Source organism: Streptomyces sp. NPDC017202, from assembly GCF_044331705.1.
In the GTDB taxonomy this organism is placed as follows: Bacteria; Actinomycetota; Actinomycetes; order Streptomycetales; family Streptomycetaceae; genus Streptomyces.
The window spans coordinates 297,367-310,633 of sequence record NZ_JBIRNP010000005.1; the positions used below are offsets into that span (position 1 = coordinate 297,367).

General features: G+C 72.3%; 12 protein-coding genes. 5 read left to right on the forward strand and 7 right to left on the reverse strand.

What is annotated here, in order from left to right; genetic code table 11:
- Positions 1 to 26: 26 nt before the first annotated feature.
- Positions 27 to 557, reverse strand: a complete 531-nt coding sequence (locus tag ACH4N1_RS13855; protein ID WP_398097036.1) for a hypothetical protein — start codon at positions 555 to 557, stop codon at positions 27 to 29.
- A 123-nt stretch (positions 558 to 680) separates the two neighbouring features.
- Positions 681 to 1,100, reverse strand: a complete 420-nt coding sequence (locus ACH4N1_RS13860; protein ID WP_398097037.1) for a hypothetical protein — start codon at positions 1,098 to 1,100, stop codon at positions 681 to 683.
- A 239-nt stretch (positions 1,101 to 1,339) separates the two neighbouring features.
- Between ACH4N1_RS13860 and ACH4N1_RS13865 the strand changes: the two genes are divergently transcribed.
- Together ACH4N1_RS13865 and ACH4N1_RS13870 are read left to right on the forward strand one after the other, a co-directional pair.
- Complete coding sequence (locus ACH4N1_RS13865) at positions 1,340 to 2,569, forward strand: PP2C family protein-serine/threonine phosphatase (protein ID WP_398097038.1); 1,230 nt, start codon at positions 1,340 to 1,342, stop codon at positions 2,567 to 2,569.
- Positions 2,570 to 2,963: 394 nt separating this feature from the next.
- Positions 2,964 to 3,857, forward strand: coding sequence for a phosphorothioated DNA-binding restriction endonuclease (locus ACH4N1_RS13870; RefSeq protein WP_398097039.1), 894 nt, complete (start codon positions 2,964 to 2,966; stop codon positions 3,855 to 3,857).
- A 145-nt stretch (positions 3,858 to 4,002) separates the two neighbouring features.
- On the opposite strand, the gene ACH4N1_RS13875 is transcribed toward ACH4N1_RS13870, so the two are convergent.
- Positions 4,003 to 5,316 (reverse strand): cation:proton antiporter, encoded by a 1,314-nt coding sequence (locus tag ACH4N1_RS13875; RefSeq protein ID WP_398097041.1) that lies wholly within the window; start codon positions 5,314 to 5,316, stop codon positions 4,003 to 4,005.
- Between the two features lie 296 nt (positions 5,317 to 5,612).
- Between ACH4N1_RS13875 and ACH4N1_RS13880 the strand changes: the two genes are divergently transcribed.
- Both ACH4N1_RS13880 and ACH4N1_RS13885 read left to right on the forward strand, forming a co-directional pair.
- The gene (locus tag ACH4N1_RS13880) at positions 5,613 to 6,122 is read left to right on the forward strand and encodes an SRPBCC family protein (protein ID WP_398097042.1); all 510 of its coding nucleotides are present in this window, start codon (positions 5,613 to 5,615) and stop codon (positions 6,120 to 6,122) included.
- A gap of 38 nt (positions 6,123 to 6,160) precedes the next feature.
- Positions 6,161 to 8,479 carry an FdhF/YdeP family oxidoreductase gene (locus ACH4N1_RS13885; RefSeq protein WP_398097044.1) on the forward strand — a complete coding sequence of 773 codons (2,319 nt, stop codon included), beginning with the start codon at positions 6,161 to 6,163 and terminating at the stop codon, positions 8,477 to 8,479.
- A 37-nt stretch (positions 8,480 to 8,516) separates the two neighbouring features.
- Here the strand turns inward: ACH4N1_RS13885 and ACH4N1_RS13890 are convergent, their stop codons facing one another.
- Positions 8,517 to 9,452, reverse strand: a complete 936-nt coding sequence (locus tag ACH4N1_RS13890) for a LysR family transcriptional regulator (RefSeq protein ID WP_398097045.1) — start codon at positions 9,450 to 9,452, stop codon at positions 8,517 to 8,519.
- A 132-nt stretch (positions 9,453 to 9,584) separates the two neighbouring features.
- Between ACH4N1_RS13890 and ACH4N1_RS13895 the strand changes: the two genes are divergently transcribed.
- Positions 9,585 to 10,901, forward strand: coding sequence for an MFS transporter (locus ACH4N1_RS13895; RefSeq protein ID WP_398097046.1), 1,317 nt, complete (start codon positions 9,585 to 9,587; stop codon positions 10,899 to 10,901).
- A 176-nt stretch (positions 10,902 to 11,077) separates the two neighbouring features.
- On the opposite strand, the gene ACH4N1_RS13900 is transcribed toward ACH4N1_RS13895, so the two are convergent.
- The 3 genes from ACH4N1_RS13900 to ACH4N1_RS13910 all read right to left on the reverse strand — a co-directional run bounded on the left by ACH4N1_RS13900 (position 11,078) and on the right by ACH4N1_RS13910 (position 13,219).
- On the reverse strand, positions 11,078 to 11,278 hold the full coding sequence (locus ACH4N1_RS13900; protein WP_398097047.1) for a cold-shock protein: 201 nt from the start codon (positions 11,276 to 11,278) through the stop codon (positions 11,078 to 11,080).
- A 276-nt stretch (positions 11,279 to 11,554) separates the two neighbouring features.
- Positions 11,555 to 11,758 carry a cold-shock protein gene (locus ACH4N1_RS13905; RefSeq protein ID WP_033176667.1) on the reverse strand — a complete coding sequence of 68 codons (204 nt, stop codon included), beginning with the start codon at positions 11,756 to 11,758 and terminating at the stop codon, positions 11,555 to 11,557.
- 387 nt (positions 11,759 to 12,145) lie between these two features.
- Positions 12,146 to 13,219, reverse strand: coding sequence for a YihY/virulence factor BrkB family protein (locus tag ACH4N1_RS13910; RefSeq protein ID WP_398097049.1), 1,074 nt, complete (start codon positions 13,217 to 13,219; stop codon positions 12,146 to 12,148).
- Between the last annotated feature and the right edge of the window lie 48 nt (positions 13,220 to 13,267).

A 13,267-nucleotide genomic window follows, 5' to 3' on the forward strand; every position in this document is an offset into this window, starting at 1 on the left:
GCCCGCACCCGGGTGAGCCGCGGCGGTCAGGCGGCGTGGCAGAGCGCTGCGGGGCCGCCCGGGGCGGCGGTGCCGGTCACGACCGGGTGCGCGGCAGGGGCGGTGCGGACGGCGGTGGTGGCCGCGGCCCGCGAACGGCTCCGGGCGAAGACGACGAGGCGCAGCACCGCGAAGCGTGCGATTCCCGCGAGGGCGGAGGCCGACAGGTAGACCACCTGCTCGAGCACCGCACCGGGGGCCGTCACCAGTTGCTCCAGGGTGAGCATCGCCGCGCAGGTCAGCGCGTAGGCGGCGGCCGCGGAGCCGGCCGACTGCGCGTGCTGACGCCGGGTCGCGCGCCTGCCCGCGCCGAAGGTGAAGCGGGCGTGCAGTTCGGTGGCCAGGAGTGTGGAGGCCGCGGTGATCAGGGCGTTGGCCAGGATCCAGGGGACGGCGGAGGCCAGGGCGGCGACCGCGAAGGCGGAGGCGAGCCCCACCCCGCCGCCGCAGAGCACGAAGCGGGCGAAGGCGGTGCAGGCGCCGGGCGCCGTGTCGTGCCGGCTCGGTGCTGTCCGCATGATCGGTCCCCCTTCGACTTCCTGACTTGACGACTCATGTCGGACGGCCCGTTCGGCGACGCCTGCACCGCCGGCCTGCGAGGCCCGGGGTGCGCACTGCCGGCGCACCCCCCGCCCGACCGGTCAGGCGGCGTCGAGAGCCCGGGTGATTTTGCGGGCCATCTCCGCCACGGCGGGCCCGGGTCCGCCCTTGCGGGTGCGGGCGGCCGCTTCGACGGCGAGGAGGACCGTGTCGCGGAAGGCGCCGGCCTGCGCCGGGTCCTCCTCGCCGAGCAGGGTCATGGCGGCCGTCAGGGCCGGGAACACCTGGTCGGCGAGTGCCGCCACGGACGAGCCGTGCAGTTCGATGTCCGGGGTCCTCTCGGCGAGGACGTGGCCGACCGGGCCGGTCGCCGAGGCCAGGACGACGCTGCCGTGGGTGGCCGCCCTGTGGGGCGAGCCGGTCGCGTCGGCGGCGGCCAGCAGCGAGACGGCGCCGTACGCGGCGGTCCGCACCGTGGCCTTGTCCCGGGCGCTGAGGGTGAGGGGGAGGGTGAGAGACATGGTGGCGCGCTCCTTCTGGTGGTTCTTCTTTCCCGTGGCACCATCATGGCACACTCATGGCGCCACATGGAACCGTATTGGCGCCACTGATGGCGCCGATGGCGTCACATTCTGGCGCCACCGGGTGTCCGCCCGGGCGTCGGCCGCCCCCGGACGGAGCAATGCCTGAGCTCGGACGGCAGGCGCGAACTATCGTGGAACCGCACATGTGGTGACGGGCGGCGTCGAGGCGGCAGCGCATGAATGGACCGCGGATCGACTACGCGGCGGTGTTCCGGGCCCTTCCCGGCATGATGGCGCTGCTCACCCCCGATCTGGTGTACGCCGACGTCAACGAGGACTTCGCCCAGCTGACCGGACGCTCCCGCGAGCAGTTGCTCGGCCGCCACATCTTCGACGTGTTCCCGGAGAACCCCGGTGAACCGGCGGCCGCCGGCATGCGGGAGACGCGGACGTCGATGGTGCGCGTGCTGGAGACGGGCGAGCGCGACACCATGGCGCTGCTCCGTTACGACATCGAGGATCCGTGGCGGTCCGGCCACTGGGAAGAACACTTCTGGAGCCCGGTCAACGCGCCGGTCCTCGGCCCCGACGGAGAAGTGGCCCTGATCGTCCACCGGGTGGAGGAGGTCACCGAACTCATCCGCGCCCGGGGCGGCCGGGGCGACAGCGACCGGACCCGGGTGCTCGAGGCCGAGCTCTACACCCGCGCCCGTGAACTGCAGGAAGTCAATGAGCGCCTGCGCAGGGCGCACGCCCGGGAACGGGAGGTGGCCCTGACCCTGCAAGGGGCGATGCTGCCCACTCCGGGTCCGGTCGGACATCACCGGGCGGCCGTGCGCTACCGTCCCGCGATCGGTGGCCTGAACGTCTGCGGCGACTGGTACGACCTGGTCGACCTGCCCGGGGACCGCATCGCGGTGGCCGTCGGGGACGTCGTGGGCCACGGGCTCGCCGCCGCCTGCGTCATGGGCCAGCTGCGCAGCGCGCTGAGCGCGGCCGCCCGGGTCGCCGACGGTCCGGCCCGGGCCCTGGAGGCGCTCGGCCTCTACGCCCGCTCCGTGGACGGCGCCGAATCGACCACCGTGGCGAAGGCGTTCATCGACTGGGACGGCCACACCCTCACCTACAGCTGCGCGGGCCACCCGCCGCCCGCCCTGCTCCGCCCCGACGGGACCGTGACCTTCCTCGACCGGGCCACCGACCCCCCGCTGGGCGTGAGCCCCGAGCACGTCCTGCGCTCCGAGGCGACCGTCCCCTTCACCGAGGGCGCCACGCTCGTCCTGTACACCGACGGCCTCGTCGAACGCCGGACCGAGGACATCTACACCGGTCTCGCCCGTCTCGCCGACTCCCTGGCCCGCCACGGACAGACCGACCCCGAGGCCCTGGCGGACGGCCTCCTGGCCGACCTCCTCCCCTCCGGCGGGAACACCGACGACACCGCACTGGTGGTCATCCGCCTCTGACCCTCCCGTCTGCCGCGCCCGGACGCCCCGGCCCGCGGCCCGGCAGGAGGCCGGCGCGAGGAGGACGAGGAGGACGAGGAGGAAACCGGACGCCTGCCGCGGGGAGCCCCTGTGATGCAGCCCGACGACGAACAGCGCGTCGCGAGCCGGTCGATGTCGGTGAGAACGGAGAACACGCACGGACTCCTTGCGCGGGAACGGTCCTGGTGACCGCGGATGGCGGAAGTCTCCTTGCCCTGGAGGACAGTTGCCGTCCTCCTCGGCGCGGGCGCCTGGTGGCGACCGCCGGCACCCCGCACCGCGCGGCGTCGGCGGGCCCGTCCGCGCGTGCGCCGCGCCCGCGTCCGTCGTCGGCGGACTCCCGTGTCGGCGGGCCTCGTTAGGATCACCGGTCATGGACTGGCTCGAGCGCACCGCGAAGCTGAGGCAGTGGACCAGGGGCGGGACGCGCGCACCCCACAAACCCCTGCTGCTCCTGTACGCCCTCGGCCGGTTCCAGCGGGACGCCGACGGCGAGCTGCGCTACAGCGCGGTGGAGGCGGACCTGCAGCGGCTGCTGACGGAGTACGGCCCGCCCCACAGGACGACACCTGCCTACCCGTTCCACCACCTGGTCAGCGACGGCGTGTGGGAGGTGCGCACCGACAGCGGTCCCGGCAGTCCGGGCACCGGTGTGCGGGATCTCCGGGAGTCGGGTGCCACCGGGCGGCTCCCGCACGCACTCACGACCGCCCTGCGGCGCGAACCGGAACTGCTCCACCGCATGGCGCGGTCACTGCTCGACCTGCACTTCCCTCCCTCGCTCCACGGGGACCTGTGCGAAGCCGTCGGCCTGGACCTGGAGCCGGCGGCCGCGGACCGGCTCTCCGTCGCGCGCGGGCGCCGGGACCGCCGGATGCGTGAGTCGGTGCTGACCGCTTACGAGTACCGGTGCGCCTTCTGCGGCTACGACGGCCGGATCGGCGCCGTGCCGGTCGGGCTGGAGGCCGCTCACGTGCGCTGGTGGGCCTTCCACGGCCCCGACGACGTCGACAACGCACTGTGCCTGTGCTCACTGCACCACAAGCTCTTCGACAAGGGCGTCCTCGGCCTCGACGACCATCACCGCGTCCTGGTCTCCCAGCGTTTCGTCGGCCACAGTCCCGCCGCCCGCGAGCAGGTCACCGCGCTCGCCGGCCGACCGCTCGTCGGGCCGCAGCCGGGAGCACGCCGTGTCGCCGCCGAGCACCTCGCCTGGCACACCGGCCAGGTCTTCCAGGGCCCGCCCCGCCCCGCGGCACCACACTGAGGGGTCCGCGCCGGGAACACGGGCGAGGGCGACGGGTTCCCGGACCGGGCCGGCTCCGTGGCGGACGACGGTCACCGACGCCCACCCGGAGGAGACCGCCCGACCTGCACGGACCCGGACCGACCGAACCGGTGCTCCCGCTCGCTCACAGGCGCTGGTTGGCGATCTCGACCTCGTCCGGTTCAGGTCCCGTGGCGGGGTCCCGCTTCGCCCGGAGCAGGCGCAGCCGGTCCAGCCGGGAGATGACGGGCGAGGCCGTGACCCCGTGCAGGACGACGGAGACGAGGACGGTGAAGGCCACCACCGCCCACAGTTCCTCGGCCGGGACGTGGAAGGTCTGCGGGCCGAGCGCGTAGGAGAGGTAGAAGAGCGAACCGATGCCGCGGATGCCGAAGAACGCGGTCACCAGGCGTTCACGGGGTCCCGCGGCCGAGCCGAGCTGGGCGAGCCAGCCGGTCAGGGGGCGGATGACGAACAGCAGCGACAGAGTGACGAGGGCCCCTTGCCAGGTCAGCTCGGACAGGATCCCCTGCCCGAGGAAGGCGCCGAGCAGCAGGAGCAGGCCGGCGGTCAGAAGACGCTCGACCTGTTCCACGAAGTCGTGCATCACCGTGTGGTAGCCGTGGGCGCGTTCGGCGGACCGCAGGCGGCAGGCGGTGACGAACACGGCCAGGAAGCCGTAGCCGTGGGCGACCTCGGTCAGACCGTAGGCCAGGAACGTGGCTCCCAGGGCCACGAAGCCCTCGCCGTGCTCGGACAACCGCATGGTCCGCCGGCCGACGCGGAAGAACAGCCAGCCCAGCAGCGCCCCCACGGCCAGGCCGCCGACCACGCCCACGACGCACTTGTACAGGAGGTCGACCAGCAGCCAGTGTCCGACCCAGCTCCCGGACACCCCCGTACCGGCTGCGGCGGCCAGCGCCATCGCCGCCGCGACCAGGGGGAAGGCCAGGCCGTCGTTGAGTCCGGCCTCGCTGGTCAGCGCGAACCGCACCTCGTCCTCGTCGTGCTCGGAGTCGGTGGGCGCGCCGACCCGGACCTCCGAGGCGAGCACCGGGTCGGTGGGCACGAGCACGGCGGCGAGGAGCAGTGCGGCGGCCGGCGGCCAGTCCAGCAGTCCCCGGGCCAGGAGTGCCGTCGCCGCGACGGTCAGGGGCATCGTGATGCCGAGCAGCCGCCAGGTGGCGCTCCACCGGCGGCGGCCGAAGGGCCGGTTCAGGGCGAGTCCCGCCCCCATCAGCGAGACGATGACGCAGATCTCGGTGAGGTGCTCCACCCATGTCCGGTCGCCGACGGGGTCGATCTCCGGCAGGGGCACGGGCAGAAGGGGCAGGACGGCGCCGCAGAGCAGGAACACGAGCGGCGCCGACAGCGGCCGGCCGGCCACGAGACGGGGCAGTATCGCCGCCCCCAGTGCCCCCGCTCCGAGCAGGGCGAACAGGAAATCAGCCGAGGTCATCGCTGACGGGTGCCCGCCGTCGCCCGAGGATACGCAGGCCGGCCGGAGGTGCCCGGCGGACGGGAGTGGCCGGCGTGCCGCGTCGGGCGGTGGCCCCGGCGCCGTTCGCGAAGGCGGCCTTGTCGCCCGGCCACGACTCGCCCCGCGTTAGACGCCCTGCGTGCGGGGTAGTCGGACGCCCGGCGGAGCGGGCCGGCCGCGCGGGCCCGGTGACCGGCCGCGTGCGGGCCGACGTGTGGCGACCGGCCGGACGTGCGGGGAGACTGGGGCGAGCGGCGGCTGACGATGGGTGGACCATGCACAGCGTTGAGGAAACGATCGGGATCGCGGTTCCGGTGAGCACCGCGTACAACCAGTGGACGCAGTACACGGGCTTCCCCCGGTTCATGAGGGTGGTGAAGAGGGTCGAACAGGTCAGGCCGGCCCTGACCACGTGGACCGTCGCGGCCGGGCCGGTGCGCCGTGAGTTCCAGGCCGAGATCGTGGAGCAGGAACCCGACTCGCACGTGGTGTGGCGAGGTCTCGGGCGGCGTCCCGCCCACCGGGGCGAGGTGACGTTCCGGCCCGGTGCGGCGGGCGGCACGGAGATGACCGTGCGGATCGACATCGAACGGCGCGGTGTCACCGGCGTGCTCGCCGGGCTGGCCGACCGTGTCGTACGGGACGAGTTGCGGCACTTCAAGGGGTACGTCGAGGGCCTGGGAGAAGAGACCGGGGCCTGGCGGGGGGTCATCCGCGACGGGCGGGTGCGGCCCCAGGAGTCCAAGCCGCACAGGAGCCGGGTGGCCCATTGGCCGACCGGCTGATCCACGACCCGGCAGCAGCGTGAGGGAGAGGCAACCCGATGAAGAAGGCGCCCGGCGACGAGCCGACCGAGGCCCTGACCGTGACCCCGCCCAAGAAGTGGGCCGCGGGTGTGCCCGCGGTGGTCCATGCGATGGAGTACTCCCTGGAGGAGACCTCGCCCCGCACCGCCGGGCACACGCTGCTGACCATGAACCAGGTGGGCGGCGTCGACTGTCCCGGCTGTGCCTGGGCGGACCCCGCGCCGGGCCACCGGCACCGCAACGAGTACTGCGAGAACGGCGCCAAGCACATCAACGACGAGGCGACGACGCGGCGCGTCACCGCCGACTTCTTCCGCACGTACTCGGTCTCCGAGCTGGGCCGGCGCTCCGACGCGTGGCTGAACCAGCAGGGGCGGCTCACCGGACCGGTGGTCAAGCGGCCGGGGTCCGACCACTACGAGCCCATCAGCTGGAACGACGCGTTCGGCCTGCTCGCCTCGGAGCTGACGTCGCTCGACTCCCCCGACGAGGCCGTGTTCTACACCTCCGGCCGGGCCAGTAACGAGGCCGCGTTCGTCCTCCAGCTGTTCGCCAGGGCCCTGGGCACCAACAACCTGCCCGACTGCAGCAACATGTGCCACGAGTCCAGCGGGTTCGCCCTGCACGAGACGCTGGGCACCGGCAAGGGGACGGTCAGCCTCGACGACCTCCACCACGCCGACCTGATCTTCCTGGTGGGGCAGAACCCCGGAAGCAACCACCCCCGGCAGCTGTCCGCGCTCGAGGAGGCCAAGCGCAACGGCGCCCGTGTCATCGCGGTGAACCCGCTGCCGGAAGCCGGCCTGCTGAGGTTCAAGAACCCGCAGAAGCCCCGCGGGGTGATCGGGCGGGGCGTCGAGATCGCCGACCGCTTCCTCCACATCCGCAACGGTGGCGACCTCGCCCTGTTCCAGGGGATCAACCGGCTGCTGCTGGAGGCCGAGGACGCCCGGCCGGGCCAGGTGCTCGCCCACGACTTCATCGCATCCGACACCGAGGGCTTCGAGGAGTTCGCCGAGCACGCCCGCACCGTCGGGTGGAAGGACATCCTCGCCGCGACCGGACTGACGCGCGAGGAGATCGAGCAGGTCCGGGACGAGGTGCTGCGCAGCGACCGCGTCGTCGTCTGCTGGGCGATGGGGATCACGCAGCACAAGCACGCCGTCCCCACCATCCGGGAGATGGTGAACTTCCTGCTGCTGCGCGGCAACGTCGGCCGGGCCGGCACCGGCGCCTGCCCGGTGCGCGGGCACAGCAATGTGCAGGGCGACCGCACGATGGGCATCTGGGAGCAGATGCCGGACACCTTCCTCGACGCGCTCCAGGAGGAGTTCGGCTTCGATCCGCCGCGCGCCCACGGACTGGACTCCGTCAACTCGATCAAGGCGATGCGCGAGGGCCGCATCAGGTTCTTCCTGGCGCTGGCGGGCAATTTCGTCCGCGCCGCTCCGGACAGCGAGATCACCGAGGAGGCCATGCGCGGCTGCCGTACGACCGTCCACATCTCCACCAAGCTCAACCGGTCGCACACCGTCTGCGGCGAGACCGCGCTCATCCTGCCGACCCTCGGTCGCACCGAACGGGACGTCCAGACCGACGGGGAGCAGTTCGTCACCGTGGAGAACTCGATGAGCGAGGTGCACACCTCCCGCGGCCGTCTCCAGCCCGCCTCTCCCCTGCTGCTCAGCGAGGTCGCCATTCTGTGCCGGCTCGCCCGCCGCACCCTCGACGGGGCGGGGGCCGACATCCCGTGGGAGGAGTTCGAGGCCGACTACGGCACGATCCGCGACCGCATCTCCCGCGTCATCCCCGGGCTGCACGACTTCAACCGGCGTGTGACGCGTCCCGGCGGCATCCAGCTGCCGAACCCGGTCAACGAGGGCGTCTACCACAACGCCGTGGGCAAGGCCCTGTTCACCCGGAACGCCTGGGAGATGCTGCACGCCCCCGAGGGGCACCTGCTGCTGCAGACCATGCGCTCGCACGATCAGTGGAACACCGTGCCCTACACGTCGAACGACCGCTACCGGGGCATCCACGGCAGCCGGCGGGTGGTGCTCGTCAACCCGGAGGACATCACCGGTCTCGGTCTCGCCGAGGGGCAGTACGTCGACCTGGTCGGTGTGTGGCGGGACAACGCCGAGCGGCGCGCCGCGGGCTTCCGCGTGGTGCCGTACCCGACCACGCGCGGCTGTGCCGCCGCCTACTACCCGGAGACCAACGTCCTGGTGCCGCTGGAGAGCGTGGCCGACGGGAGCAACCAGCCGACGTCGAAGGGGATCGTGGTCCGGCTGGAGCCCGCCGCCGCGCCCCGGCCGGAGGCGTCCGGGAGCTGAGGTCCGTCCGGCGGTGTGCGCGAGGTCGCGGCGGCGGTCAGTGCGGAAGCACCCAGCCGGGCGTCCAGGTCCCGGTGGCGGCACGGCCTGCCGCCGTGGCGGCGAGGTGGGCGCGGAGGGTGCCCAGCGCCGGGTGGGGGTTGTCGCGGTGCCGGAGGAGCGAGTGTGGATAGACCGGTGTCGGGTCGGTCACCGGGATGCGGCGCAGACCGTGGCCCGCGGGCCAGACCAGGCGCGTGTGTCCGCCCATGAAGGTGGCCAGGGCCGGGGTGTCGGCGACGGTGTCGAGGAGCGCGTCGGAACCGAAGTTGGGGCCGGTGGCCTCGATGGTGAGGCCGAACTCGGCCACGAGGTCGTCGTAGTAGGCGGCCCACTCGGTGCCGGGGACGATGCCGGGCATCCAGATACGGTGTCCGGCGAGCTGTTCGACGGTCACCGACCGGGCGCCCGCCAGCGCGTGGGCGGGGCCGGTGAGGAGCTGGAGCGGCTCGTCGAGCACGCGGACCGACTCGATGTCCTCCGGCAGGGGCCTGCCGGGCGCGGCGACCGCGCGGAAGGACGCGTCGATCGTGCCGGAGCGGACGGCGGCGACGGCGGTCTCGATGTCGAGGAGCATCACCACGTCGAGATCGATCTCGGGGTACGCGCGGTGGAAGCCGCGCATGAGTCCCGACGCCGCGCCGCGTGAGGCGATGATGTCGACGCGCAGGGGACGGCGGCCGGTGCGCACGGACGTGACCGCGCGCTCGGCGACGCGCAGCAGTTCGCGCGCGTGGGGCAGGAACGCCTGCCCGTCGATGGTGAGCTCGGCCCCGCGCGCGGTCCGGGTGAACAGGCGCACTCCGAGGGTGCGCTCCAGCGCGGCGATGCGCTTGGAGACGGCCTGCTGGGTGACCGCCAGCTCGGCGGCGGCCTCCTGGAACCGTCCCGCGTCGGCGGCGGCGACGAACGTCCGGACGGTGTCGAGATCCATGCCGACACCCTAGAGCCACAACGCCTGGTTGTGGCCGGGGGTCCGCCCGTTGTTTGATTCCTGGCCGGAGCCTTCGCTTTGATGCGTCCGATCGCTTGTCGGTTGTGCGGATGAGGGCGGGGAGCGTCAGGCATGGAGAGCGGGCACCGGTCGGGACAGTTGCCCGGGCATCGGCGGGGACATCGACCGGGGCACCGACTGGGGCGGCGGTTCGGGTGGCTCTGGGGGGCGTACGCGACGAGCGCGCTCGGCACCTGGCTCGCCTTCGGCGCGTTCCCGCTGATCGCCGTCCAGGTGCTGCACGCCGGACCGGCCGAGGTCGCGGCGCTCGCCTCCGCGGGGGCGGCGGTGGGCGCGGCGGTGGCGGTGCCGCTCGGTCCGTGGGTGGAGTTCCGGCGCAAGCGGCCGGTGCTGATCGCGACGGACCTGGTGCGGTTCGCGGCGCTGCTGACGATCCCCGCGGCGTTCGCGCTCGGCGTGCTCACCTTCCTCCAGCTCCTGCTGGTCTCGGTCGTCGTCGCGGCGGCCGACATCACCTTCCGCGCCGCCTCCGGCGCATACCTCAAGGCGCTGCTGCCGGCCGGGGACCTGCTCGTCGCCCAGGCCCGTTTCGAGTCCACGGCCTGGACGACCACGATCGTCGGACCGCCGCTGGGCGGCGCGGCGATCGGGCTCCTCGGCCCGGTGGCGACGGTGGTGGCCGACGCGGTCAGCTACCTGCTGTCGGCCCTCGGCCTCCGCGCGATGGGCGGGCACGAGATTCGGCCGGAGCGCCGGGAGAGCGGGCGCATGCGGGCCGGGGACCTGCTCGACGGCTGGCGGTACGTCCTCGCCGACGCGACCCTGCGTCCACTGTTCCTCAACACCACCCTGTTCAACGGCCTGGTGATGGCCGCCTCGCCCTTGCTGGCCGTCCTGATGCTCGGCCGGCTCGGGTTCGCACCGTGGCAGTACGGGCTGGCCTTCGCCGCGCCGTCGATCGGCGGGCTGCTCGGTTCGCGGCTGGCACCACCGCTGGTCACGCGGTTCGGGCAGCGGCAGGTCCTGCTCGTGTTCGGGACGCTGCGTGCGGTGTGGCCCGTCGGCCTGGCCTTCGTGGGGCCGGGCACCGGAGGGCTGCTGCTGGTGATGGGCGTCGAACTCGGGCTCATCTTCTGCTGCGGCGTCTTCAACCCGGTCCACGCGGCCTACCGCCTGGAGCGCACCGCGGCCGACCGGGCCGCCCGCACGCTGTCGGCCTGGGCGGTGACGGCCAAGGCCTCGGCCGCACTGCTGACGGCGGTCTGGGGTGCCCTGGGCAGCCTGCTGGGCCCGCGGACGGCCATCGGCCTGGCCGGCGTACTGCTGCTGGTGACCCCGCTGCTGCTCCCCCGCCGCGCGACAGCCCAGCTCACCGAGCCGACACCGGCACCGGCACCGGCACCGGCACCGGCACCGAACGGCATCTGACGGGCCGCGCCACCCCTGTCGAGCGGCCCTCTTCCGTGGCGAGGGCGGCAGCCGGCCCGCTTCCGCGAGCGCGGACCGGATGTTGGCCAGGGCGAGAGCCTGTGCATGCGCCGGGAATCCGCGGCCACGGGGACGTCGGGCGCCGGGGCCGCGGCACGCGCGTCGCCGCGCGGCACTCAGGTGACGATGTTCTCCGCGTACGGGCACTTCCGTCCGTACACGGCGTCGAACGTCACCCTCTGGCCCGCCAGGAGGCCCACGAGCCCGTGATCGGTGATGTAGGAGTAGTGGGCGTACACGTCCGTGCCACCGCCGTCCTGCTCGATGAAACCGAAACCCCGTGCCGTGTTGAACCACTTCACCGTGCCGGTCGCCATTTCTTCCCTCCCTGTCGCAATCGGTCAGGTGCGCGGCGGATGTCTCACACCGCACGCCGACACACCGGGGACACAGGCGCTGAATCGCGCCCGACACTTGCGGAACACCGAGTGAATTCAGTGGGACGATAACACGAGATCCGGATTCACATTTTCCCGGAACTGGATTTCCCCCGGTACGGATGAAGTGACCGTTCCGGGGATCCGGTGAACAGGCGGCAAACGGCTGGGCCCGCACCGATCGGTGCGGGCCCAGCCGTTACGTGCGTGCCGCGATCAGGCGGGAACGATGTTCTCCGCCTGCGGGCCCTTCTGGCCCTGCGTGACGTCGAAGCTCACCTTCTGGCCCTCCTGCAGCTCGCGGAAACCGGAGGCGGCGATGTTCGAGTAGTGGGCGAAGACGTCGGCGCCGCCGCCGTCCTGCTCGATGAAGCCGAAGCCCTTTTCCGCGTTGAACCACTTCACGGTGCCAGTAGCCATGTCATATCTCCTTTGGGGCATTACCCGTGGGACCCGCACTGTGCACGTCCCGCGTCGCCGTGATGATGACCCCGTCCGGAATACAAACCGGCATTAAAAAGTGCACCCGCCCGTCCGGAGGACAGCAGGGGCACTTGAAGTTTTCGGGAACCACAACTGCAACTGGAAGAACCATAGCACGGAATAACCGCCCGGGCGATCCCCGGCAAAGCCGCCACTATTCCTCGAGCCGTGCCCCGACATACCCTCACCGCACATGAATCGGATTTCTGCGTCGGCGGCGACAGAATTTGTGCCGCGACGCCCGTGACGCGGACCGGCGGCGGGACCGGCGGCGGCCGACTCCCCGTCGGCCCCGCCGGGACTCCCCCGCGCAGGCCGACCGGCTCAGGAGTCCAGACGTCGGCGGTCCTCCTCGTCCCACTTGCTGGTGTCGCGCGGCTCCACATAGGGCTCCTGTCCGGCCGGACGGCCTGCCGCGACGGCGCGCTGGCGGTTCATCTCCGCGTCGAACTCCAGCCCCAGCAGGATCGCCAGATTCGTGATCCACAGCCACACCAGGAAGATGATCACGCCGGCGAGAGCGCCGTAGGTCTTGTTGTACGAGCCGAAATTCGCCACGTAGAACGCGAACCCCGCCGAGGCGATCATCCAGATCAGCAGGGCCAGGAAGCTGCCGGGCGTGACCCAGCGGAAGCCGCGCACCCTGGCGTTGGGGGTCGCCCAGTACAGAATCGCGATCATGACCGTGACCAGGAGCACGAGCACCGGCCACTTCGCGATCGACCACACCGTCAGGAAGGTGTCCCCGACACCCAGCGTGGTGCCCACCTGTCGCGCCAGGCTGCCGGTGAGGACCACGATCACCGCACTGACGACGGCGATGACCATCAGCACGACGGTCACCCCGACCCGGACCGGCAGCACCTTCCACACCGGACGGCCCTCGGGGACGTCGTAGACCGCGTTCGCGCACCGGATGAAGGCGGCGACGTAGCCGGACGCCGCCCAGATCGCGAGCGCCAGGCCGACGATCGCCACGAGGGAGCCGAGGCCGCTGTTGCCCTGCATCTGCCGTACCGCGTTGCGCAGCACGTCCCTGGCCGCACCCGGGGCGAGTTTCTGGATGTTGTCCAGCACCTGCTGCGTCACCGACTGCCCGACGATCCCGAGCAGGGAGACCAGGGCCAGCAGCGCGGGGAACAGCGCCAGGATCCCGTAGTAGGTGAGCGCCGCGGCCCGGTCCGTCAGCTCGTCCTTCTTGAACTCCTTGAGGGTGCCCTTGAGCACCGCCTTCCAGGAGCGCTTGGGCATGTCCGTCGGAGTGTCCGGCGCCCTCCGTTCCGCCCGCTCGTCCGTCCCGGCACCCGGCCCCCGCCCGGCCTCGGTCTCGGCACCGGCCTCGCGGTCGGCCTCGGTGTGCGTGCCGTGCCTGCCGTGTCTTCTCAGCGTCCGTACCATGCCCGCCGAGTATCCGGGCGAATATCGATTAAGCCTTATATCGGTCTA

What these genes read in the sequence shown, in the direction of transcription:
- ACH4N1_RS13855 (WP_398097036.1), bottom strand. Translation starts at nt 557, where the DNA reads ATGCGGACAGCACCGAGCCGGCACGACACGGCGCCCGGCGCCTGCACC.
- ACH4N1_RS13860 (WP_398097037.1), bottom strand. Translation starts at nt 1,100, where the DNA reads ATGTCTCTCACCCTCCCCCTCACCCTCAGCGCCCGGGACAAGGCCACG.
- ACH4N1_RS13865 (WP_398097038.1), top strand. Translation starts at nt 1,340, where the DNA reads ATGAATGGACCGCGGATCGACTACGCGGCGGTGTTCCGGGCCCTTCCC.
- ACH4N1_RS13870 (WP_398097039.1), top strand. Translation starts at nt 2,964, where the DNA reads ATGGACTGGCTCGAGCGCACCGCGAAGCTGAGGCAGTGGACCAGGGGC.
- ACH4N1_RS13875 (WP_398097041.1), bottom strand. Translation starts at nt 5,316, where the DNA reads ATGACCTCGGCTGATTTCCTGTTCGCCCTGCTCGGAGCGGGGGCACTG.
- ACH4N1_RS13880 (WP_398097042.1), top strand. Translation starts at nt 5,613, where the DNA reads ATGCACAGCGTTGAGGAAACGATCGGGATCGCGGTTCCGGTGAGCACC.
- ACH4N1_RS13885 (WP_398097044.1), top strand. Translation starts at nt 6,161, where the DNA reads ATGAAGAAGGCGCCCGGCGACGAGCCGACCGAGGCCCTGACCGTGACC.
- ACH4N1_RS13890 (WP_398097045.1), bottom strand. Translation starts at nt 9,452, where the DNA reads ATGGATCTCGACACCGTCCGGACGTTCGTCGCCGCCGCCGACGCGGGA.
- ACH4N1_RS13895 (WP_398097046.1), top strand. Translation starts at nt 9,585, where the DNA reads ATGGAGAGCGGGCACCGGTCGGGACAGTTGCCCGGGCATCGGCGGGGA.
- ACH4N1_RS13900 (WP_398097047.1), bottom strand. Translation starts at nt 11,278, where the DNA reads ATGGCGACCGGCACGGTGAAGTGGTTCAACACGGCACGGGGTTTCGGT.
- ACH4N1_RS13905 (WP_033176667.1), bottom strand. Translation starts at nt 11,758, where the DNA reads ATGGCTACTGGCACCGTGAAGTGGTTCAACGCGGAAAAGGGCTTCGGC.
- ACH4N1_RS13910 (WP_398097049.1), bottom strand. Translation starts at nt 13,219, where the DNA reads ATGGTACGGACGCTGAGAAGACACGGCAGGCACGGCACGCACACCGAG.